We start from the raw sequence: 24305 nt of genomic DNA on the forward strand, positions 1-24305 counted from the left end.
CTTCAGATTCCGCGTCACCACGGACACCCTTGCGTTAAGCTAACTGTTACTTCTGCCTTCACAGCTCGGGACTTTCACCCTATAGATTGCACCCATGCCGGGCGCACTTAAGAAAAATAAGCGTGAGCATTGCCCACGCTTATTTCAGAAAGTATATATTTTGAATTCAGATAGTGCAGTACAGCTCCAGCACTTTTTTTAACTCGCTGCGTTTGCTTTATTGATTGCTGCTCCCCAGATTTCCTCTGCCCATTCTGGATAATCAATAAATGGATTTCGGTTATGCTGCCATTTCGAGTAGATAATATTGTTACGGTTTCTTTCAAAATCGTCTACAGGATCTAATTCATTCCATTCTATTAATGTAGAAAGTTTTCCTAATATCGGATTAGAACCGGTCCCTGTATAGTCCACTAATTCGAGATCCAACTCCCCTGCCCCCTCATAGCGAACCGCCATATAAAACATCATTCGTGCCACATCACCTTTTACATGGTCTGGCGGTTCCCAAGAATCGGAATCAGTATAACACTCACAGAAACGGTTTTTTTGGCCGCCATTATCAAAATCCTTGTTTCCTCTTGAACTATTAGCTTGCACATCCTCCGGTTTCAGATTGTGAAGGTCCGTTCCGGGTCCCGCATTCGTTCCAAAATTACCATGTGACTGCGGCCATACATGCTCTCTATTCCATTGACCAACATTTCCGCCATTGCTGGATTTAGAGATAGATTTATTTGCATACAACAAGATGACATTATTAGAATTCGCTGGATCTTCATCCGTCTCTTTCAGAGCATCCCAAACTTGACTATACGTTAATTTTGTATGTTCTTTAATGATATTGTGCAATGCAGCTTTTAGTTCCGAACCAGTTTTATTTACTGCTGTTCGGTAATATGAATCTATCTCTGAATTACTGCTAACTATTAACGAGAAAGTTGTAGTAAATTCTGAGCTTCCATTTGAAGCTGTTACAGCAATGATGTAATTGCCTTCTTCATCAACCGGAAGGGTAAGAATATCTTCCTCAATAAAGCCAATCGTTGTAGAATAGTTCAATTTCAAGCCAGTCAAACTTTGAAAATACTCATTTAAATTTATTGTGTGCGACGTCCCTTTTTGAACACTCACATTTGGAAATTGCTTTTTAAGAATGATATCAATGGCACTCTCCGGTACGAAAGGAGAAGCGATCGCTTTCCCTTTCGAATCGAAAAACTTAATTTTAGAAGTATCGACTCCATCAGCCACTGTCCATTTCTGAACATTTTCCGCTCCATGGATTTCTTTAATATCAGCATTTTCAATGACAACCTCTTTCACTTCTGCTCCAGTAATATCAATGATTGTTTCAGCAGAAGCTGAACTGATTACTACCTTTGTATTTCTCAGACCGTCACCTTTAAGAGTAGCTGTATATTTTAAATAAATCGCGTCTGCAATGATTGAGGTTTGATCTAAATCAACTAGTGAGTCAGGTGTATTTACTGACAGTTTGTTAGTTTTAAAGCCAGTGAGGTTAAAAGTTTTGGCATATGTCTTAACCGGTATATTTTTCAGTTTTGTTTGTATCAATACCGGATCGTGGTCGCTTGCTCGTCCATGCTCCTCCATCAATGAAGAATTCAAATGCGGAATGTCGACAATGGTTGAACTTGCCAGATTGTTAGAGACAAGAATGTGATCGAGCACCTGAGAGTTTCCTTGATATGAATACGTATATCGTTTTTCAAAAGGAACTGCATCAATCATATTTGTTAACTCATTTCCTTTTAAAATATTCATAGGATTCGAAAACTCAAAATCATTAAAGTCGCCGACTACGACAACATTTGCTTCCGGATTATCCGCTTGAACACTTTTTACAAAGCCATTCACTACTGCGGCAATTTTATTTCTTTGCACTTCGCTTGATAATACAGGAGGTTGATTGCTGCCGAACAAGGGCTGATCGCCACTTTTGGAATTAAAGTGATTAGCGATTACGATGACACTTTCATCTTGAAATTCAAATTGAGCAACAAGCGGTTTTCTGCTTGATTCAAACGCGGCATTCGTTGGGTCAATGACACCCGGATTGACGGACAATTTACCATCAGCATATGCCACCGCTTCAGTTGCTTTGCCTTTTGAGCCCTCCGCTAACGTTACACGCTCCGGATTATATAGGAATCCTGGTCGAATATTCCCGCCCGGCTGACCTCCGTCTTGGTTATTTACCGGCGCTACATCCGTGTATACATAGGTTGATCCGCCCAATTCCTTGATTTTATTGATTAATACTTGAGCTGTTTGATCAGCGCTCGTTTCCCCATTGTTAGTCGCGCCGTTATTATCCTGAACTTCCGTCAAGCCGATAATATCCGGCGACTTTAAATTCGTAATAATTGATTGTGCGATTTTTGTGACTTTAGCTGCTGATGTCGTTGCCGAGAAGTTCTCAATGTTGTATGTTGCAATTGTTAATTGATCATCTACTTTTTCAATAGAAGTAATCTCTTGCTTTGTCGCACCTTCTTGAATTTGCGGCAAGTTTCCTGATAGCAGTACTTTAAAGTTGCTATTGGAGTAGCTCATGATGCCTTTGATCGGTTCGTTAAAATAATCACCGGCTTTCGCCACAAGATTAGAAGAATTTGTCACGATGTGCAGCCTTTCCGGATTGCCGTCCTCAGCAGTCAGCTTTAATCCGCCGGCATTTGTATTCGTTTCCGTTTGCTTAGCAACAACGACCAGCTCACCAGAATAAACAGGCGCAACGATTTTAGGGTCCTCGATTTCAATTAGCATACCTTCAATGCTTTCATAAAAATCAATCCCATCAACCTCCGGATTGAAAACAGTTAAGCTGTCGCTGTCAATTTCCACAGTTGGAGGGATACGGTCCTTACCGATAACAATCGGTTCTGGAAGTTCGTTATTGCTTGAAACGGTTGTAATTGAAGAAGCAGCTATTTCAGTAATCGGCAAATCAGTGCCTTGGCTGCTTCCGCGGTAATACTCTTTTACTTCGCCGGTAACTTTAACAATATCACCGACTTTTTTACCATGGCCGGAGCGATACACTAAAATACCTTCTGACGTTTGATCATCATCATCCGGCTGCAAATCTTGCATATAAAACTCGCTGTTACTTGCTACATGCGTAACAATCCCTTCAATATCACTGACGTTTTGCCCGTCGTACAAAGAATAATGCGATATACCTTGAATATCATGGATTCGAACTTCTCCTTCTTGCAACATATAATTAAATGTTGCTACATCACTGTTTTCCATGCCATCTTTTAAAGCAATTGCTTTAATGACAACATTTTCATCAATAACAATTGGTTCTTCAAAAGTTGCACTCTCAGCAGTTGGTGTATCATCATTTAACGTGTAATGGATAGTTGCCCCATCTGTTGCAGTAGACAAAGTAACTTCTGTGCCCGGTTTAATAAAGCCGGCAGGAGGATTAGCTGTGACAGCCTGTACTTTATTGGCATTTTCAATTACATCTTCTGCACCTCTAGGCAGTAATTGATAGACATTGTTGAAGGCACCTAATGCCCCAGTAATGGAATCGTATGTTTTCCCTGCTACAAACAGACTTGGGTTTGTTGTACGAATGATAAACCTTGTACCTTCACTATCTTCTGCCGTATAATTTGCTCCGCTCACCGATACAATTTTGACATTCTCAACTGACAAAAGCATGCCTTCAATCTCTTCTCGCAGCTCACTTGCCTTTACGATAGTCGCTTCTGGAACATCCGTTTTCCCGATTACCTTAATATCATTTTTAGTCAAAACAATTTCCAAAAGCGATGAATATTCGGTTAAGTTACCTTGCGCCTCTACTTGGTCACCGACTTCAAGTCCTAAATTAGGACCATATAAGACAATTCCAGCTGTATCGTCTTGGATATATACAGTATCATTTGAACCGCCGAACACAGCTGTGACAATTCCTGTTGTTGCTACCTTTGTATCAAGGCTTGTCCCTCTGATTTCCGCTATTGTTTTTAGTTCTGGATTCTCTGGTTCAGGTTCAGGGTCTGGTGTAGAACCGTCGACGAAACTCATTGCTGTTGGTGTTCTTAGACCTGGGACTGTGAAGTAAGCTTCTAGCGTTCCGGTAACACGTACTTTCTTGCCAATGTTAGAAGGATTGGATTGCAAACCGAATGTTGTCCGCCAATTGCCCGTATTCGTAATTTGAACCGGCATAATTTTTGACGGATCTGTTTCTGATGGAGAATCAGCAATTGCGATATTTGTATCCCCATTAAAGCGCGCAGGGTCTCTCGTATAGTTTTTTGTTCCCAATGTATATGCGACAATATAACCTTCTACGGTTGCTGTTCCTGAATTATTAGCGATGGCATCAGCTACAGAAATCACTGTTTCCGCCTTTGCAAATAAGCCATTAAAATTAGGCAAACTAAAACCGAGAAGCAAAATTAAGACGACAAATATTTTACCGGTACGTTTCCAAAAATTTTTCATTTCACACTCTCCATCTCGTTATTCTCATGCTTTGAGTTTGGTTTAAAGTGTGTCGTTTCATGATGTTTATCGTTTAAAAAATCGTTTCTCCGCCTACTTCAATACCGGTAAAATTAAAAATAGAGCCATTAACCTCGGAAATATCGAAATCTCCTTCAATTTTCAAATTAGAAAACGTGAAAGCATCTGTTACTGTACCCGTCAGCTTTAAATCACCTTTAATGACAGCATGCTTCAAAGCCGTAATGTTAGATACATCTACAACAATATTGCCGTTATACATTTTAGGTGCCTCTTCTGTTCCGCTAAAATCAGATGCATCAACTGTTTTAGATGCTGCATCTTTAATTCGTCCTTCAATTTGCGGATTAACATCCTTCAATTTGTTAACATAATCGCGAAGATTTTCCCAATCAGCTAAACCAATATCAGTTACTCGACCTTCATTATATGCCTTTTGGAAAACAGTAAAGCCATCTCCACCTTTAGCTGTAAAGGCATTTGTCGCGATAACATATTTTTGTTCTGGCAGAATTGCTGAATAAGATCCATCTGCATTTTTCACTTCCATTGTTTGCACTCTATTTCCGGCAGGTTTTGTACTATCATAAATAAATTTCATTCCGGATACGTGAAGGAATCCGCCGTTTTCTGCCGGTGCCAGTCGGACGCTGTGTTCAAGTGCTTCTTTAATTTCTGCGCCAGTCAATTCCATCGTTGCCAATGTATTGCCAAACGGTAAAACAGTTAAAATTTCTCCAAGCGTAATCGGTCCTTCATTAATATCAGCCCGGATACCGCCGCCATTTTGGAAGGCCATTACGGTATTCGGATTAAAGTCCTTCGCTTTATCAAGCATGCCGTCTGTTATTAAATTACCTAGTTCTGTTTCATTTTTGCGTACACTCGGTTTTGTGACATCGCCGCCATCTCGAGGTGATGTTAATGGTTTTGCAGCTACTCCTTCTGTTGGTGTATTTTTAATTTCGTCTATTTTATCTTTATACGGTTTTAATAATGCTTCTGCTTCAGGGTCTGCCGTTTTATCGGCAATCTTAATCAGTTCGCCGGCATGTCCGACAATTTTCCCTTTTTTATCGAATTCAACATCAAGCGTGCCAAGGAATTCATTGTACTGATAAGCCTGCACTATGACAGTCGGATCTTTTGTAGCCCCGTTTTCATCTTCATCGATAACAACCGGCTGATCCAATTGTGTATGGCTATGCCCGCCGACTATAATATCGATACCGTCTACTTCTTTTGCTAACGTCAAATCATTATCATATGCCGGATTATCGTCATAACCGATATGGGTGATCGCGACAATTTTATTAACTCCAAGCTTTTCGAACGCCTTAACTGCTTCATTCGCTTCATCAATATAGTTGGAAAATGTAATATTAACAGGACTTGATATATCTTTCGTTTCTTCAGTCGTTAAGCCGAAAAAACCGACTTTTTCCCCGTTAATCGTTTTAATGACGCCATTATAAATTTTCCCAGACTTTGGTTTACTGGTGATCTCATTAGAGAACAACTTTTTCAGATGAGGGTCTTTGCTGTAGTTCACATTCGTGCTAACAAATGAGAATTTGCTTTTTTTCACAAAGTCAGCAAGTGCCGTATGCCCCTCCGGACTTGAACCTAAGTCAAATTCATGATTGCCCATTGTCATTAAGTCATATTTCATTAAATTCATAAATTGAAGATCTGCTTGTCCTTTAAATTCGTTAAAATACAAAGTGCCGGAAAATACATCGCCGGCATCGAGCAATAAAGAGTCCGGTTTTTTAGCGCGAACTTCTTTGACCGCTGTGACACGTTTTGCAACATTATCGAGGTTTGCATGTGTATCATTTGTATGCATTAAGGACAGCGTGAATGGCTTTGCCATGAACTTGACAGTTGCGGTGCCTGTCATTTTGCCGATTAAATCTCTCTTTTCTTTCGGAGCTTTTGTTATTCGGGCGGTAATTTTAGCTGTTAGATCTTTTTTGCTGTCGCTTGAACGTAAACTAACTTTTGCTGTGCCGTCTTGCATCGTAATTGTTTTTGGAGTAACGGTGCCGTATGTAGTATTAATCTGAAGCTGAAGACCGTCGGCAGTCGTATCAATTTCTCCCGTCTTTTTATTTATTAAATGCATTGTCAATTCGGTTTCGTCTTTTCCATTCGCTTGAAGAGATTCCTTGGCCGGTTTTATAGAAAGTGACCACAAATCAGTTACTGCAGCTGATTTAAAAGCGATGGAGATATTTTTTTGTTCTTTTCCTTTTATTTTCAATCCGCTCGCTTGCAGCGTATAGCGCTTATCATAATCTAATTCCGAGGTTTCAATGGTAACAGTTTTTTTATCGGCTGCCAGTTTTGCAGAAGTGATTTTTGCACCTTTTATCGAGAAGTTACTTACTTTCACACTATCTACTTCATTAGACAGTACAATCTCCACAGTTGTATTTGAAAGAGGTTTGACACTGGTGATGGACCATGACTTAGAGTTTCCCGGGTTATGATCTTTACCATGGGCTGATACAGCTGGCCCATAAACAGATGCAACTAAAGTAGCTGTTACAGCTGTCGCAACGAATTGTTTTTGCAATTTTTGATACTTCTTCATTTTTTAAAATCTCCTCCTTCAAAGTTTAAAGTTATTACGGCTTTATTTTCATTTATAGCGTTGCAACACCTCCTTCAATTTGCTTGAACCTGGTCAAAGTAGCACTTTATCTATAGTGTGCCATCACAAATAGTACACAATGTTTGCAAATCCGTTTGGGTTTTATTGTAAATAATATTCAAAGTTTAAAAATTGCGGATAAGAGAAGAGGAAAGGGTTTATGGAATGGATTTAAAGTATCGCTAAAGAAAATATAACACACGATTTTTCCGTTAACTGACAATATGCGACTAATTTTGAAAAAAAAGGTAAAATAATACTATTCATGACGATCAGCATCCTACCTTGTACCTTTAAAATAAGAATGATTACATGGAACTATTTTCCTCGTAAAACCATCAAAGTCCTTTATACATATTTTGAAAATAAAAAAGCCCATTTTTCACGATTAGAAAAATGGGTTTTCTTAATTATGCTGCTTGTTCAACAATATTTTGAACCGGCTTTGTCAGCTTGTTGTAACGGAAATATACGATGATGGCAAACAAAATACCGAGGACGTTGATGAATAATGAAAACATAAATACGCCGCTAACATCCGTAACACGAGTAATCATACCTGTTACAAATGGTATACCTGCAGATGCGGAACTAGTCGCCGTACATAAAATCCCTGTCATTCGTCCTTTGTTTTTCCAGAAAAATTCACATATAACACTAAGCGCTAACTGCATTACTCCTGCAAGTGAAAAACCGATTATAAATGCACAAAGGATCGTCATTGGAGTGCTGGATGCATTCATAAACGCGATAGTTGCGACAGTTGAAATAATTGGGTAGCCAAGCAGAACATGAACTGGCTTTAACCAAGATTTCAAGGCGATTGCTACTGCGATAACAGAAATGAATGCACCGATATTATAGTAGCTAAGCAGCTTCAATGAGCTTGTTAATTGCATATCCAAAACTTCTTGGGCATAGACCGGCAGCCAAATATTCATTAAATATAATAATGCCGGCGCTGTAAAACCAATTCCTACAAGAGCCAGACCTTCAATATGAAACTTTGGTTTTCCATTGAACTTGACAACTGTAACTTCACCTTTTGTTTTAGTTGCAGAAGAAGAAGGAAACTTAACAGTGAATAAAAAAGCTGCACTAGCAAGTAAAACAATCGCCGGTACAAAGAATGACCATCCGAAAAATATATCATGATTAATAAAGAATGAAATCATAAATGGCAGAATTAACGACCCTACTGAAATGAAGGCTTTATTGATAACAGTCGCTGCACCCGGAGCATTCGGGAATGATTCCATTAACGTCGGATACGTTCCTGCATCCAAGAAAGCATTCGCCAATCCCCCTAATACTGCAAAGGCAAGTGCGGTACCATAGTTAGGACTTAACGGAATTCCGATTAAAAATAGTGCGCAGAAAATCGCCCCTAAAACGACAAAAGGCTTTCTGCCGAATTTATCTGATGCTGCTCCTGAAAGATACAGTGAAGCTAAGCGTCCTATTCCGTAAGCTGAGACAAGAAAAGAAACGCCCGCGTTATCTGTATTGAATTTCTCTGTTAGAAACGACATATTTTGAGCAATCATAATATATGCCATTCCAAATGCGAAATAGTTAATATAACAGCCAATTGCCGCAAATTTGCTTTTCATCATTTAAACCTCCGCTCGTTTCATTACAAATCTGTTCGTAAAAACGGGCTATCTGCATAATTAAACCGAATATAGTGCCGGAACACTATATTCGGCTTTCAATGAGATAGCCTTACATCTTTTATTATTTATTAAGCAGCTATAGTAGTTTTTTTGCTTCCTACATTCATTACTTTGAAATAACGAACTAATACAAGAAGTGATAATACCACACCTACTGCTGCAACTCCAGCATCGAAAAGGATGATGTTTAATACGCTTGTTTTAGCGATTACACCAGTAACTACAGGGATTACGGCACTAGCTACACTTGACATTGTCATGAAAATACCAGTCATAGTACCTTTTTTACCTTTGAAGAATTCAGTCATAACAACTAACGCTAATTGAAGAACGCCACCTGCTGCGAAGAATCCGATTAAGAATGAACCTGCGATTACCATAAATGGTGTTTGAATGAATGCCACACCTAGTAAAACTAATAGAGACATTAATGGGTAAACTACAACCACGTAGATTGGTTTGATTAAGTCTTTAACTAAGAATGAAGTTAAGAATACAGAGCATAAAGAACCTGTGCTGTAATAAGAAATCAATTTTAATGAAGAAGTGTTTGTCATACCAACAACTTCTTCACCGAAAGTCGGTAACCAAGTTTGAACAACTAGGAAAGTTGCTGTTGCCGTGAAAGCAATCATCAGCATTGCAAGACCTTCCACCCAGAACTTTGGTTTTTGAGCAAATACAGTAGTTTCTTCTTTTGCTTCACCTTTTGAAGTTTCAGGAGCTGAAACAGCCGGGAATGGCAATTTGATCATAAAGATTGCATTTAGCGCAAAAATAACAACCGGAATGATGAATGAAACTCCCCAGTACCAATTGTTTGTGATAATAAGACCGATAATAACTGGTAAAGTGAATTGACCTGCTGAGATAAACGCTTTAATGATAATGTTCGCAGTACCTGCTGCATTCGGGAATGATTCCATTAATGCCGGGTAAGTACCTGAATCTAAAACTGAGTTTGCGATACCTGCTAACAAAGCAAAGATAAATGCGATTTGTACATTTGGTGCAAAAAGAATAGAAATAAAGAATGCTGAGTAAATTAACATACCAACAAAGATCGTCGGTTTTCTTCCGAATTTATCAGATAGCACCCCTGAGATTGCTAAAGCAATCAGACGACCGAAACCTAATGCAGAAATAACGTAAGCAACACCTGCTTTGTCAGTATGCAATTGCTCCGTTAAGAAAGTCATGTTTTGTGCTAAAATGATAGCACCCATACCATGTATAAAGTAGTTGATATACATGGCGATTGCCGTTGGAAAATACTTGTTTTTCATTTTTGAACTCCATTTCAACTGTTGTTTTTATTATGGACACGCTCTGTGGCTACATTAGCGAATAGAGCGTGCTTACTAAAGAATTAAGTGTTTCGATTAAAACATTTGCTCTTTTACATATTCAACAGGCATTTCTTCACCTGTCCACATTTCGAATGCACGAGCACCTTGCCATAGCATCATGCCTAAGCCGTTAAGTGTTTTACAGCCAACACCTTCAGCCATTTCAAGAAGTTTTGTTTTACGTGGAATATAAACTACGTCAGTAACGATTAATTCAGGACGTAACCAAGAAGCGTCCGGGATTAAGCATTCGTCTTGAAGCGGCTTCATGCCAACTCCAGTACCGTTTGTTAAAATATCTGCTTCTGCGATCGCAGCTTTTAAAGCTTCTTCATCTTCAAGTCTGTGAACTGTCGCTTTGCAGTTAACGTCTTTCATTTCTTCATTAATGATTTGTACATTTTTTTCAGCGCGAGCATAGAACTCATCGTCACGGTTGAAGATTGCAATTTCCGCTACGCCATCTAGCGCTGCTTGAATAGCGATTGCAGTTGCTGCTCCGCCTGCACCCATAAGTACCATTTTCTTACCAACTACATCAATGCCGGCTTCTTTAAGTCCGCGCATGTAGCCAGTACCATCTGTAATATGACCAACTAATTTGCCGTTTTCATTTACTACAGTGTTAACTGCGCCAGCAAATTGTGCAGCTGGTGATAATTCATCCAATAAAGGAAGGATTTTTGTTTTGTTCGGCATAGAAACGTTGAAGCCTCTAACTTCTAATGCACGCATACCTGTTACTACGTCAGCAAGTTGTTGGTTACCAACTTCAAATGCCATGTAAGCGTAGTTAAGGCCTAATTTTCTTAAAGACATATTGTGCATTGCAGGTGATAATGAATGCCCGATTGGTGTTGCCAATAGTCCTAGTAATTTTGTTCTGCCGTCGATTCTTCCTTGATCTGCCATTGTAATACCTCCAAAATTCTCTTTTATGAGTTTTTGCCAGAAAGATAATATACTGGTTTATTGTGAAATCTTTCACATTAAACTGTTCAGTTTTTCACATTATTACTTAAATTTAAATAGATTAATTAAGTTACATAATTGCTTTAGCTCCTGACTCTTCGATTATAAAAGTCAGCTATGCACAAGTCTAATTGAAATAAAACGGTATTTCTATAGTTTTTTTCTATAATTAACTGGTAATTACTTTAGCTTTTATGCGACAAATAAGTCTGATAGATTACATTCACACAGCAACTTTAATTTGACGGCTGTGTGAACATATTAAGTCAATCTATTATCAAAAATTAAAAATAGTATTATAAGCTTTTGTGTAAGATGTTTAATACAGTACGTAACTCTTCTACAGGAATTTGTCCTGGTGCAGATGCTTCTTTACCGGCTCCAAAAGTGAATGCTGAGCCAAATACTTCACCTGCCAGACGGCTGATAACGCCGGTTCCGCCCATAGACATTGTGATTAGCGGACGATCTGCATGTTCTGTTTTCATTGTGTTTGTAGCATCTAATAAAGTAATAACATCTGCAACGTTTGTTGGCATTACAGCGATTTTCGGAATATCCGCGCCATATTCTTGCATTTTGCAAAGACGGCTGATGATTTCTTCTTTAGAAGGTGTTTTAAAGAAGTCATGGTTAGACATGATTACATAAACACCATTTTCTTTCGCTGTTGCCACTAAAGTATTTACGTTTTCTTCATCGTTAAATAGCTCTACATCTACTAGATCGATGTTTTTTGTGCGGATTGCTGTTTGGTTTAATTCCACATAGAAAGCATCGCTGATTTCTTTGTTTCCGCCTTCTTTATGGCTTCTGAAAGTGAATAATAACAATTCGTCAGCAAATACTTCACGAAGTTTAGCGATTAATGCAGTAACAGCTTCTAAATCTTCTACTTTTTCGTAAATATCAACTCGCCATTCTACTACATCCGGCTTAAGTGATTTAACCATTTCTGCTTCTGTTAAAATTTCCGCTTCTGTTTTTCCTACTAGAGGAACGATGATTTTAGAAGCGCCTTCTCCGATTACTACATCTTTGATTTTTAAAGTGCTCATCATTTTTCTCCTTAAATAAAGCTTGTTTATATAAATAGATATATCATCTATTTTTTACTAATCATTAAACAACTTAGTTTTCACATATTCGACAGGCATTGGTTGGCCTGTCCATATTTCAAAGGCTTTCGCTCCTTGCCATAGCATCATACCGAGCCCGTTAATGGTTTTGCAGCCGGCATCTTCGGCAATTTGAAGCATTTTTGTTTTAGAGGGAATATATACAACATCCGATACGACTATATCAGGTCGCAACCAAGTTACATCCGGTATGACACTTTCATTTTCGAGCGGTTTCATCCCGACACCACTAGCATTCGTCAAGATGTTACTACAAGCAATTTCAGCTTTTAATTGCTCAGTATCTTCCAGATCATAGGCAGCTGCTTTACAATTGATTCCTTCTATTTCATGATTGATGGTGTGAGCATTTTTTTCAGCTCTTGGATAAAACTCATCTTTGTGATTAAAAATAGAAATCTCGACAGCACCGTCTAATGCTGCTTGAATGGCAATAGCTGTTGCTGCTCCACCGGCACCGATAATTGTTATTTTTTTACCGGCTATATCAACTCCAGCTTCCTTCAAGGATTGCATATACCCTATTCCATCGGTATTATGACCAATTAGTTTGCCGCCTTCATTGACGACCGTATTTACAGCTCCGGCAAATTTCGCAGCCGGTGATAGCTCGTCTAATAATGGCAGAATCTTCGTTTTATTTGGCATTGATACATTGAATCCTCGAATATTCATTGCCCTCATACCTGTAACAACATCAGCAAGCTCTTTATTGCCTACTTCAAATGCCATATACACATAATCTAAACCAAGCTTTTTCAAAGACATATTGTGCATCGCCGGCGACAATGAATGACCAATTGGTGTTGCCAAAAGTCCTAGTAATTTAGTTCTCCCATTAATAAGACCGATTTCAGTCATTTTCTTCCCTCCAGAAGCGCCTATTTGTTATAGTATTGTCTTTTACAAAAAGCTTATTAATCACCGTATTGTGAAATCATTCACATTCAACCTTAAAAAATAATCTCAGCCAGTTTTTATTGTGAAATTAATTTCACAAACCCAAAACAACACTTCACTAATATTTCATAAGTTACTAAATGTGCTATCAATCGCAATTGGTTTACTTCTTGATTATAAAAGACAAAATGACACAAATCTAATTGAAAAATGCTGCTTTATTTATAGATTCTATCTATGAATAGGCTTTCATTCACCAATAAAAAAAGACCAGCTCATTAGCTGATCTCCAAACTATCCGCAAACAAGAATTTGTCTTGAAAAATGTCCTTTATTTGCTTCACAGCGAGCCTCAATTTCGAATCCCGCTTCTTCAATTACCCGATCAATAGTTTCAATCGTTATAATTACCGCTTTATCAGCGATACGACGGGTTTGCTGAATGATTGCCGCCTGTTCTTCAGGTGTAATTGATGTATATAAATTATAAGGTAAATCGATAATCGCTACATCATAGCTATTAGTGATTGCTGAGATTGGGCCCGTTTTCACATCAGCTTCGAGATTGAAGTAAGCAATATTTTCACGCGCACCGCTTGCAGCCAAATAATTGATATCTCTGCCTACTATATCAATTCCCATCGACAAAGCTTCCACAAGAACCGTTCCGATGCCGCAGCACGGATCAATAGCCTTTATGCCATCCGGATTTGGAACGGCAATGTTTGCGACTGCCCTTGCAACTCGTGTATTAAGTGCAGTTGAATATTCACGTGGTTTCTTCTGATGACGAAGCCATACCGGTTCGCTCTTGCGATATTTACCGAAGTACCATCTTCCCTCAAATGGAACAATGCCGAATTCAACCTCTGCCTCCATCAAATCTGCTTCACCTTTTAAATGCCATCCGATTTCTCTCTCAATGCGCTTTCGCTCTGCATGTCTTATTTTCTCTGACTCATTAAGATCGTTTGTTTTTACGAAAATCACTTTAAACGTCGAATCAAGCATAGGAAGCTGCTGTACCTGCGCTATAATATCCGATACCTCATTTCCCTCAAAAATAACATCAATCCGTTCTCTAAAAAACGGGCTCCTGCTCGGTTCTATTTCAATATTGCTTTTTAGAATACGCGTCTCCGGTTTGATACCAAAAAGATAGAACATCTCCATTTCACATAAGGAGCGTTCTCCCCTCTCACATGCATATGTATAAATATATTCCTGTTGCTTTTTACTATTGTTCAAACTCGACCCCAGCCTCTCCCTGATAGTTTAACGGTCTATCATTCTATCTATATCATATCTGAAAAAGTGGCAAGGTTATAATAAAACGTTTTGACTATCGTATGGTGGAGCTTAAAGAAAGACTGCAAAATCATAGTAGGTTTTACAAAAAAACAACCCTTACGAAATTAAAGTAGAGAGCGAATAGCAAACCAACAGAGGCTCTCTTGTAGTCTAAGCACTCTTTGAGACCGTCTCCTAATTATAATTTTGAATATTTATGTACTCAACACCCTTTTCTATAATTAGATAACATTATGAATCTGCTGAATTTCACTTGAGGTAAATGCTGTTAAATTAATGTTTTTTAACTTTTTTCCTCTTTTGTACTTTATAATCATCGAGTGTCTCTAGAAATTATCAGCCACTTTTTATACAATTTTTATTCATTTTATATATAACAGCACAAATCTAACCATTTACAGTTCACTTATCATCTCCTTTCCACTTTTCACAGATGACTAAGTGGAAACAAAGTAAAATGGCTCTTTTTATCAGTTTAGACCACCTGGTACTGAGAAGACAGGTCAACAAAAATAATTTAATAGAAAGGTGAAATTCAATGAACTCTTTATTAAAAGTCGGAGCAGGAATTGTATTAGGCGGAGGTATTGTATTGTCAGCATTAACCTTTAACGGAGAAGACACACTTAATACAGCTGATAACGAAATTAAATCCTATGTTGCTAAAGCGGAGCAAGTTGTTCAATTGTACAAAGCCCAAAAACAAGAAATAGAACAAATGAAAGCTAACCTTGAAGCTGCAGGAATTACCAATACAAATTTAGAGAATGAATTAGCAAACTTGCAAAAGAACTATGATAACTTAGATGCTGCTTATCAAGCACTGCTCCAATCTTCTGAAGCAACAGAAGCTGAAAAAGAAGAGCTTCAAAATAGATTAAATGAAGTAAACGCAAATCTAGATCGTCTCAGTAAAGAGTTAGAAACTGCTCAAGCTGAAACAGCAGAAGCAAGCGAGGCACTTTCTTCTGCTCAAGCTAACTTAGAAAACCTTCAGGCAGATTATGATGTTTTATATGATATTTACGAACAAACGACTAAAACTTCTGTAGAACGAGGCTGGGAAATCCAACGTCTTGAAGGAGAAGTAGAAAAAGCAAACAGCCAAATGGATGAAGCTAACAGCGAAATCCAAAAAGCGAACGATGAAATCGAAAAAGCGAATAAGGCTGTAGATGATTTTAAAAACAACCTTGACGAAACATTAGATGAATCTATTTTTGACGGGATCATTCAATAAGAAACATTCATGATTTTACACTCACACCCCGGGGATGAAAATATATTCCCGGGGTTTTGTTTTCCACCAAGCTACCCATAATGGTAATGCTATGGTGTGTAACATATACGACGGTTTTAATGGTAGTTTTATCCCTGGATAAGAAACTGTATGGAATTTGCTTGTGTAGAGCTTGAACAAAAAGCATTTTTCTGTCCGTGATCATCCTTAAAAATCAAAGAGTCAAAAAAGGGGAGAAGTGGATATTCTTCTGAGTGTACCTAGTATTCAAATCCAATCCGCAGCTTCCATTATTGCTGAAATCGGAACCGATATGACACAATTTCCTTCTTCTAAACATTTAGCTTCTTGGGCCGGCGTTTCACCGGGTAACAATGAAACTGTAGGTAAAAAAAGGAAACAAAAAATTAAAGGCAATCCGCACATACAGGCTGCCCTCTGCCAAGTCGCTTGGAGCATTTCACGATCGAGAAAAACGCAGATGGCAGCTACCTTTTGGTCTTTATCAGCGCGAAGAGGAAGAAAAAAAGCAATCACAGCGATTGCACACAAGCTCGTTAGAATCATTTATAAATTGTTTACAAACCATCAACTCTATCAGGAACCAGGTATAATAGCTTAACCTTTTAAAACATATTGATTAGGGTATGTTTTTTTTAAAACAAACAAGCATACCTCTCTTAAGATTGGGCATTTTTTGACGATCGCCTTGTTTTCTCCTTACTTTTCTTCGCTACTTGCTTCGTTTAGTTTTTTATTTTCACAGAAAAAGCCGTTACCGGGCCTTCCTGGTTAAGTACCTTATATATATTCTTTAGAAACGAAATATAAGAGCGGGTTCACCGCTCTTCTTTTTTTGAAACAGTAAAATACCCACAAATAACCGTTTTATCGTTTCACCTCATCCATTAGATAAGCAACGAACTGCTCATCTCTTAGCAGCCATGCTCCTTCATTCCTTTTTAAAAACAATTCTCCTTCTTGAAAGCTGTTGAAGCTTTGCTCCAGCTTCTTTTTATTTTTTTCGATTTCCCACAACTGGTCATTCGGGTATAAAAAAAATACTTCTCCCTGCGAATTTTTATATAACGAACCGAACGAGGATTCTTTTACGTTATAGCGATTCCACTTCGCATCTTCCCGTATTGGCTCGAGGTGGAAAGTATCCTCTACAAATCGCTTATACGCTTCATTAGATAAAGAGCAGCCAGACGCCTTCTGATGTCCTCCGCCGCCATAATAATCCGCAATTTCAGAGACATCGATATGATCATGAATCGTGCGGAGGGCAATTCTTTTAGATCCTATATTGAGCATTACAATAAAGTCTAGATGCGGAAAAGCCTTGCCTAGTTCATTCCCTAACTCCGAATGATAGGATTCCGCATAAACAACACCGGCTAATTTTCCGTCCGTCTCTTTCTGAACAAGCTCTCTTTTTTTTCTGCGAATATAACGGTCAATCTTATTTTCTTCTACTTTTAACAGCTGCTTCTCGAGATCGTCGAAATCAAAATGCTCTGCTGTCTGCAAACGTTCAAGCATTTTATCTTCGAATTCCTCAATGGACACTAAAAAGAAAAGTGTATTGAGTCGATGCGCTTGATGATTTTCATTCTGCTCCCATTCCCATGTGTCATATTGTCTGACAAGTTCTACAAATTCTGTGACAGCGTCCATTTTCTCCAAAAAGCCTTTTGAAATTAAGTAATCGTAAAACAAAGATGTTGCCGATGCCAGACGCCCCTCCTCATCTTCTACAACGACAGAACCCCACTCATATTCATTAAGATGCAGTGCAGTTTTATGGTGATCAATCAGTTGTACACGACCATTTACTTGATAAAACTCGTTTAATTTCTCTTCATTCTCTTCGTTGGGAGATAAATCTGTAATTAACAAACATATTCCTTTTCTGTCCTCATCCAAAAATTGCTCTATTTCTTTATTCAGCGACGCAATGGAATTGTAGCGCACATTCACTTTCTCACGAAAAGCAAGTCTCGCTAAAATGCCGCATCCTACTCCATCTAAGTCATTATGGCTCAATAATTGATACATATATTCCACCTCATGACCGTAGTATGGTTCTGAATCGTGAAAATTATTGCCGGCAGCCTCCTCTGACTTTAAATGCAAAAAAGCTATCCCTTAGAAAAGGGATAGCCATTTGTAGATCTATTGAAATTACATTACACCAATTTTTTTCAATGTATCTGTAATGTTTCTTCCTTCACGAACACCGTCCATGATTTTACGAGCGCGTTGGCTGTCACCGATGTTTACGAATTCAATGCCTTGTTTAGCGAAATGTTTCTGAAGCAATTGAACATTTTCGTTTACCGGTTTCATACCAAGACATACGAATCCATAATCGAATTCAAGGTTCATGTCTTCGCCTTCATATTGTAATTTAAAGTGATCAGAAGCTACTTCCATTAATGAAGTGTTTGTGTGAACTGTTACGTTTTTTTCTTTGATCATGCTCATCATTGAGATGCGAGTGATGTGGTCTAAGTCACGTCCAAGCATTGGAAGTCTTTCTACGATTGTTACATTTGCTCCTCTTTCAGAGAAATATTCAACAACGTCAAGACCTACTGCTCCACCACCGATTACAGCAATGTTTTTGCCTTCAACATCTGTGTTGTTAAACTCATCAAGGTTACCTAATAAGCCCATGATTGAGAAAATATTTTCGTTTTCTTTATCGATACGCTCTAATAAACCTTTGATTGGCGGTAATAATGGTTGAGAACCTGTCGCATTGACAACAACATCTGGCTTAAATTTCTCGATAGTTTCGATATCTGCTCTTGTGTTAGTGAATGTAATCAGGTTTTTCAAGCTTTCCGCACGACGGACTAAATAGTTAGGGAAATCGGCAATACGGTTTTTCGCCGGTAATGTTGCGATTTCACGAGCAAGACCGCCTAAGTATGGCTTTTGCTCAAATAAGTATGTTGTGCATCCTACTTCAGCTGCAGTACATGCTGCCTCAAGACCTGCCGTACCACCACCGATTACAACAACGTTTGTTGTTTCTGCAACACGGCTTTCTTTATGCGCATCTTCCACATAAAGGTTCGGGTTGATTGTGCATCGGATCGGACGGTTTAAACCGATTCGGTGTCCGGCACAACCGATGTTACATGAAATACATTTACGGATCATTTCTTCGTTTGCAGATTGAACTTTATTTACCCAGTTTGGATCAGCAATCAGACCGCGACCCATACCAATTAGATCTGCATGTCCATCAGCAATGATTTGATCTGCTACTTGCGGATTACGGATATTACCTGTTGTCATTGTCACTTTGCCGAATTTCTCTTTAACAGCTTTCGCCATGTATGAACGCCAGCCATCTGGAAGGTTCATTTGGTCGATTTGGTAATGAACTGAGTCATTTACAGCTGCAGATACGTTGAAAATATCTACTTCATCGTTCAAGTATTCAAGTATTTGTAGAGTATCTTCTAAAGTGTTACCTCCAGCTAATAAGTCATCAGCGCTGAAACGAAGCATAATCGGGAAGAATGGTCCTACTTCAGCACGAACACGATCGATGACCATACGAGCAAAACGAGCACGGTTTTCATAGCTTCCGCCAAACTCGTCTGTACGATCGTTGTATAATGGGGATAAGAATTGGCAAATTAAATACGAGTGACCCGCATGAATTTCAACAGCGTCAAAACCAGCAGCTTGTGCGCGTTTAGCAGCTTTACCGTACTTCTCAACGATTTCTAAAATTTCTTCCTTAGACAATGGTCTTGGAGTTGCTCCGCCAGTTTTAGAAGGAATGTTAGAAGCTGAAACCGGTTGAAGGCCTTCGATGCGGTCAGGTACTGCTGATGCACCGGCATGGTTAATTTGGATTGATACGCAAGTACCATATTTGTGTAATGTTTCTGTTAAGTTATATAGACCTGGGATATATTTATCATGGTCGATACGGATTTGTGTTGTACCGTTAGATCCTAATGGAAAGTCAACGTTGGCATTCTCAACGATAATTAGACCAGTGCCGCCTTTTGCTCTTTGTTCATAGTAGCTGATGTGATCTTCATTGAATTCACCGTGCTGTCCTCCAAAGTTAGTACCCATAGGAGGCATAACAATACGGTTTTTAAGTGTCATCATTTTTACTTGTAAAGGTTCAAAAATATGTTGATAAGTCATTTATATTTTTCCTTTCTATTAATTCTAAAAGTAGAATTCTATTCACTATTTCCTTGCAACCATCTATAACGTAAAAATACCTATTGTGATTGTTTTCACATTTCGTTACAATATTAATCTCATTTACGTTATGTATATGTTTGTTGTATCACTACATAAAATTATACGGCGATGATATATAAATAATCTAATTGGTTTTTGCCGTATTATTGATAGGTTTTTTCTATAGAAAGGATAGAAATTGATGAATTTAAGACAACTTTACTATTTCCGCTCTCTGGCTAAAGTAGAACATTATACTCAAGCAGCTGCTGATCTTTCAATTACGCAGCCTAGCTTAAGTCATGCGATTTCAGAGCTTGAAAAAGAACTGGGCGTTTATTTATTTGAGAAACAAGGGAGAAATGTCAGACTGACAAAATACGGACGTTCTTTTCTTGAATATGTAGAAACTGCCTTGGATGTGCTGGAAAAAGGCGAAAAAAAGATGCAGAAGTTATCAAGCCCGACTCATGGCGTGATAGACTTAGCATTTATATATACGCTTGGTGCTCGCTTCATTCCGAAAGTCATTCAGGACTTTTCTAAAATTGAGGCCAATAAAAACATCAGCTTCTCTTTCAGCCAAGGTGTAACAAAAAATATTATTCAAGGACTAAAAGATGAAAAGTACGACTTGGCTTTCTGCTCCTATGTGGAAAATGAGCCAGATATCGATTTTATTCCGATCGCTGAACAAGAGCTTGTTGTTATTGTACCGAAAGACCATCCGTTAGCGGATAAAGACAGTATTCATTTAAAGGAGACTGCCCCATACCCGATAGTTTTCTTTAATCGCGAAAGCGGTATTCGACCGACCATAAACAGTTTATTTGCCGAAGCGAATATCAAACCGAAAATTGTATGCGAAGTCGAGGAAGACAGTGCTATCGCCGGACTTGTATCGGTCAATTATGGAATAGCGGTTATGCCGCGAATAGCTGCTCTCGATCAATATGATGTGAAAATATTATCTATTGAAGAGCCTGCTTACAAGCGAAGCATTTATCTTGCCAGTCTTAAAAATCACTATTTAGCACCTGCTGTCTGTAATTTTCGCGATTTTGTCATTACATTTGCCGCTGAGAACCAAGCACATTCTAAGTATTTGCTTTAAATCAGTCCGGGCATATTGGTTTTAACTGTTCGCTCTGCTGCGACCGAAAGATCCTTCAGAGCGACAGCATTAAAATAAACCTACGCTTCCTTATACACCTTTTCCTTATTTGAAGCATTCCACATTCCTTGATTATTTCCACGTATAATGAAGAGTCCAATTAGCATAACAATGCAAATTAACGCCGAGCCAATAAACGGCAAAATAATATGTATCGAAAAGATAAATCCGCCAAATAACGGGCCAAGTACCCTTCCTAAACTGTCCATCGTTTGATCAAGCCCCATCGTGATTCCTCTTCCTATTTGCTCTTGTTTCGACAATAATGCCATCACAGTCGGCCGGACAAACGCCATGCCGACACCTACAGCAACGGAACCTGCGGCAATAAGCCATATATAACCTGAAAATGCGATACATAAGTAGCCGGCTGTACATAATATAAAGCCCCATTTTATAATCCAATAATCTGAATTCCATTCGTACAAGTAATTTAATAAGAAGAATTGCACAAATGCGGAACCGCCGGCAAACAAACTGAAGCATAAACTGACTTGCCAAGGATCAGCGGCAAACTTCTCGATCATAAAATAGCCAAGAATCGCAAATAAACTGGATGCCGCCAATGCTTTCCCGAGCGTCAGCATATAAAGTTCGCGATAACCGGTCTTTGTTACATATGATAATGAACCAAGGAAGCTGACATTTTCTTCAGATTTCTTCACTTGCTGTTTCTCCGGCTCTTTAATGAAAATAAAAACGAACGGCAAAGAAATTAACGATAAGCAGCCTGCAACGATAAACGGCGCGTTCATACCAAACGGTGAAAAAATACCGCCAATCGCAGGACCGCATAAAAATCCAAGGCTATTAACTGCTCCCATCTTTGCCATAGAAATACCCCTTTGTTCATCATTGGTTGAATCCGCGACAATCGTTAAAGCAGCCGGAATTGAACCGGAAGAAAGAACGGCCCCAATAACACGTGCAAGCAGCAACTGTATGTATGATTTAACAAATATAACGGCCAGGAAGGCAACAGCAAATCCTGCCAAACCGATAAACAATACTTTTTTTCGGCCAAAACGATCAATGAAGCGACCCCAAATCGGGGTTGCAACAAGCTGTGCAACAGCCCATCCTGTTACCAGGCTTCCCATTTCAAAGGCCGATAAACCAAGTCGTTCTGCAACGTACGGCAAACTCGGAAACACTATGCCGTAGCCGGTCATAGTCAAAAACATAACAAAAGCCAATATGATAAATGCCTTCCGGTTCATTTCAGTTTCTCCCCGTTTCGTAAATCAAGATTATTTCGTATTAAGAAATATATTCTCTAAGCAAATTTTTATCCCTTCATCAATCATTCGACAAATGTTGAAAACGCTTCCAAAAATAAAAATAATCTGCTACACTTTCTAGCTAGGTACACTATTATTAAGGGAGGTAAATTATGCTTTTAACGAATCTATTAGATTTTTCGCTGGAGCAATATGGAGAATACCCTTTTCTCTACTTCAATGACATTGCCTACACAAATGAAGACACCATCGTTTATTCAAAAAAGATATCTGTTTTGCTGAGAAGTCTCGGAATTTGTGACGGAGAGCGCGTCGTTGTCAGTCTTCCGAACTGTCCTGAGGTGATTTTCTCCTACCAAGGTATTTTAAGAGCCAAAAATATTGTTGTACCTGTCATGTTCCTATTGCACCCCTCTGAGATCCACTTCATTCTTAATGATTGCAAAGCTAAAGCAATTATTACTTCATCCCTCGTGCTGCCTAAATTAGTAGAAGCTGCTAAAAACCTTCCATATAAACCGACCTTTATCGTTGCAGATGAAATCCAAAACAAAAATGACTCTGAAAATATTGATATTATTGAACTGCATAAAGCAATAGAAGAATGTGACGAAAACAAAGAAGAGCTTATAGATGCTTCGGAATCAGATGTTGCGGTTATCCTTTATACATCAGGTACGACAGGCAGACCAAAAGGTGTGATGCTTACCCATAAAAATCTATATTCCAGTGCGCGAACTGCCTATGAAATGACAATTGAAAACGGTGATCATGAGCCAAATACAACAATCGGTGTTTTGCCGCTTGCCCACATATACGGATTCACAACGATGAATACAAACTTTCTGTTAGGGAATTCCGTTGTTGTTTTCCCTACTTTTGATCTCGATCAATTATTCCGATGCATTGAAAAATATAAGGTTAAAAGCATCGGCTTAGTTCCGGCTATGATTCATGCGATGGTACACGCGCCACAAAGCGACCAATACGATTTATCCAGTCTTGAATCTGTCATCAGCGGTTCAGCCTCTCTTCAAGTCGCCTTAATACAGGCATTCAAAAAGAAATTCAACGCTGAGATCCGTGAAGGTTACGGTCTTTCCGAAGCTGCCCCTGTAGTATCTTCACATCGTGACGGCATCTCGATTAAATATGGCTCTGTCGGCATTCCGATTCCTGGAATAGAAGTACGGGTCATAGATAACAACGGCAATGATGTTGATCGTGGAGAAGTAGGTGAATTAATTGTAAAAGGTGACAATATTACGCCGGGATACTACGGCTTAGAAGAAGAAACGAAAAAAGCTATCAAAGACGGCTGGCTATATACCGGCGATCTTGTGAAAATGGACGAAGACGGCTATCTTTACATCGTAGACCGGAAGAAAGATCTCATTATCCGTGGCGGCTTTAATGTGTATCCTCGTGATTTGGAAGAAGTAATTGCCGCGCACGAAGATGTTTCTGAAGCAGCTGTCATCGGTGTGCCTGATGAGAAAATGGGCGAAGAAATTATCGCCTGCGTTATAAAAAAGCCGGGAGCTGCTGTCACAGAAGCTGAGCTTATTGCCTATACCCAGCAAAGATTCGCAAAATACAAAACACCGAAACATGTGTTTTTCTTAGATGAATTGCCGCGCACAAGTGTCGGAAAAATATTGAAACGCAAACTGCGCGATTTATATGAGAATGCTAATCTGACAAAATAAAGAAAAACCGGTACCGGTCCTTCATTAATGAGTTCACTACTTGCTACTACTTCAATGAAAAAGAAGACAAGCGAGAACCGAGATGCGGAAGCGGCCCAATCAGCCCCGACCTGCATAAGACGAATCACGTAGGAAATTGTAAAATTTCCGGAGTGATTTGGCTTATGACCTCGATGGGCTGGCCGCTGCAGCT

General features: G+C 38.9%; 15 protein-coding genes. 4 read left to right on the forward strand and 11 right to left on the reverse strand.

Features of this window, described 5'->3' with window-relative positions:
- Positions 1 to 198: 198 nt before the first annotated feature.
- The 8 genes from IEO70_RS05120 to IEO70_RS05155 all read right to left on the reverse strand — a co-directional run bounded on the left by IEO70_RS05120 (position 199) and on the right by IEO70_RS05155 (position 14458).
- The gene (locus tag IEO70_RS05120; protein WP_190997288.1) at positions 199 to 4494 is read right to left on the reverse strand and encodes an endonuclease; all 4296 of its coding nucleotides are present in this window, start codon (positions 4492 to 4494) and stop codon (positions 199 to 201) included.
- Positions 4495 to 4567: 73 nt separating this feature from the next.
- A complete protein-coding gene (locus IEO70_RS05125; RefSeq protein ID WP_235973499.1) occupies positions 4568 to 7114 on the reverse strand; it encodes a bifunctional metallophosphatase/5'-nucleotidase in 2547 nt (848 codons plus the stop codon).
- Positions 7115 to 7584: 470 nt separating this feature from the next.
- Positions 7585 to 8790: an MFS transporter gene (locus IEO70_RS05130; protein WP_235973500.1), complete on the reverse strand. Its 1206-nt coding sequence runs from the start codon at positions 8788 to 8790 to the stop codon at positions 7585 to 7587.
- A gap of 128 nt (positions 8791 to 8918) precedes the next feature.
- Positions 8919 to 10136, reverse strand: a complete 1218-nt coding sequence (locus IEO70_RS05135) for an MFS transporter (protein ID WP_190997289.1) — start codon at positions 10134 to 10136, stop codon at positions 8919 to 8921.
- A 96-nt stretch (positions 10137 to 10232) separates the two neighbouring features.
- Positions 10233 to 11111: a shikimate dehydrogenase gene (locus IEO70_RS05140; RefSeq protein ID WP_190997290.1), complete on the reverse strand. Its 879-nt coding sequence runs from the start codon at positions 11109 to 11111 to the stop codon at positions 10233 to 10235.
- A gap of 356 nt (positions 11112 to 11467) precedes the next feature.
- Positions 11468 to 12229: a type I 3-dehydroquinate dehydratase gene (gene aroD / locus IEO70_RS05145; protein ID WP_190997341.1), complete on the reverse strand. Its 762-nt coding sequence runs from the start codon at positions 12227 to 12229 to the stop codon at positions 11468 to 11470.
- A gap of 57 nt (positions 12230 to 12286) precedes the next feature.
- Positions 12287 to 13171, reverse strand: coding sequence for a shikimate dehydrogenase (locus IEO70_RS05150; protein WP_190997291.1), 885 nt, complete (start codon positions 13169 to 13171; stop codon positions 12287 to 12289).
- 333 nt (positions 13172 to 13504) lie between these two features.
- The gene (locus tag IEO70_RS05155) at positions 13505 to 14458 is read right to left on the reverse strand and encodes a TRM11 family SAM-dependent methyltransferase (RefSeq protein WP_235973501.1); all 954 of its coding nucleotides are present in this window, start codon (positions 14456 to 14458) and stop codon (positions 13505 to 13507) included.
- Positions 14459 to 15059: 601 nt separating this feature from the next.
- Between IEO70_RS05155 and IEO70_RS05160 the strand changes: the two genes are divergently transcribed.
- Together IEO70_RS05160 and IEO70_RS05165 are read left to right on the forward strand one after the other, a co-directional pair.
- Positions 15060 to 15761 (forward strand): coiled-coil domain-containing protein, encoded by a 702-nt coding sequence (locus IEO70_RS05160; RefSeq protein ID WP_190997292.1) that lies wholly within the window; start codon positions 15060 to 15062, stop codon positions 15759 to 15761.
- 238 nt (positions 15762 to 15999) lie between these two features.
- Positions 16000 to 16383 (forward strand): transposase, encoded by a 384-nt coding sequence (locus IEO70_RS05165; RefSeq protein ID WP_190997293.1) that lies wholly within the window; start codon positions 16000 to 16002, stop codon positions 16381 to 16383.
- A gap of 266 nt (positions 16384 to 16649) precedes the next feature.
- Here IEO70_RS05165 and IEO70_RS05170 read toward each other — a convergent pair whose 3' ends face one another.
- Both IEO70_RS05170 and IEO70_RS05175 read right to left on the reverse strand, forming a co-directional pair.
- Positions 16650 to 17822 (reverse strand): DHH family phosphoesterase, encoded by a 1173-nt coding sequence (locus IEO70_RS05170; protein ID WP_190997343.1) that lies wholly within the window; start codon positions 17820 to 17822, stop codon positions 16650 to 16652.
- A gap of 126 nt (positions 17823 to 17948) precedes the next feature.
- Positions 17949 to 19946 (reverse strand): NAD(P)/FAD-dependent oxidoreductase, encoded by a 1998-nt coding sequence (locus tag IEO70_RS05175; protein ID WP_190997294.1) that lies wholly within the window; start codon positions 19944 to 19946, stop codon positions 17949 to 17951.
- 244 nt (positions 19947 to 20190) lie between these two features.
- Between IEO70_RS05175 and IEO70_RS05180 the strand changes: the two genes are divergently transcribed.
- Entirely contained in the window at positions 20191 to 21102 is a 912-nt protein-coding gene (locus IEO70_RS05180; protein WP_190997295.1) for a LysR family transcriptional regulator, read from the forward strand.
- Positions 21103 to 21182: 80 nt separating this feature from the next.
- Here IEO70_RS05180 and IEO70_RS05185 read toward each other — a convergent pair whose 3' ends face one another.
- Positions 21183 to 22382 (reverse strand): MFS transporter, encoded by a 1200-nt coding sequence (locus IEO70_RS05185; protein ID WP_190997296.1) that lies wholly within the window; start codon positions 22380 to 22382, stop codon positions 21183 to 21185.
- A 173-nt stretch (positions 22383 to 22555) separates the two neighbouring features.
- Between IEO70_RS05185 and IEO70_RS05190 the strand changes: the two genes are divergently transcribed.
- Positions 22556 to 24112 (forward strand): class I adenylate-forming enzyme family protein, encoded by a 1557-nt coding sequence (locus tag IEO70_RS05190; RefSeq protein ID WP_190997297.1) that lies wholly within the window; start codon positions 22556 to 22558, stop codon positions 24110 to 24112.
- The last annotated feature ends 193 nt before the right edge of the window (positions 24113 to 24305 follow it).

The organism is Peribacillus faecalis (genome assembly GCF_014712675.1).
Taxonomy (GTDB): Bacteria; Bacillota; Bacilli; order Bacillales; family DSM-1321; genus Bacillus_AD; species Bacillus_AD faecalis.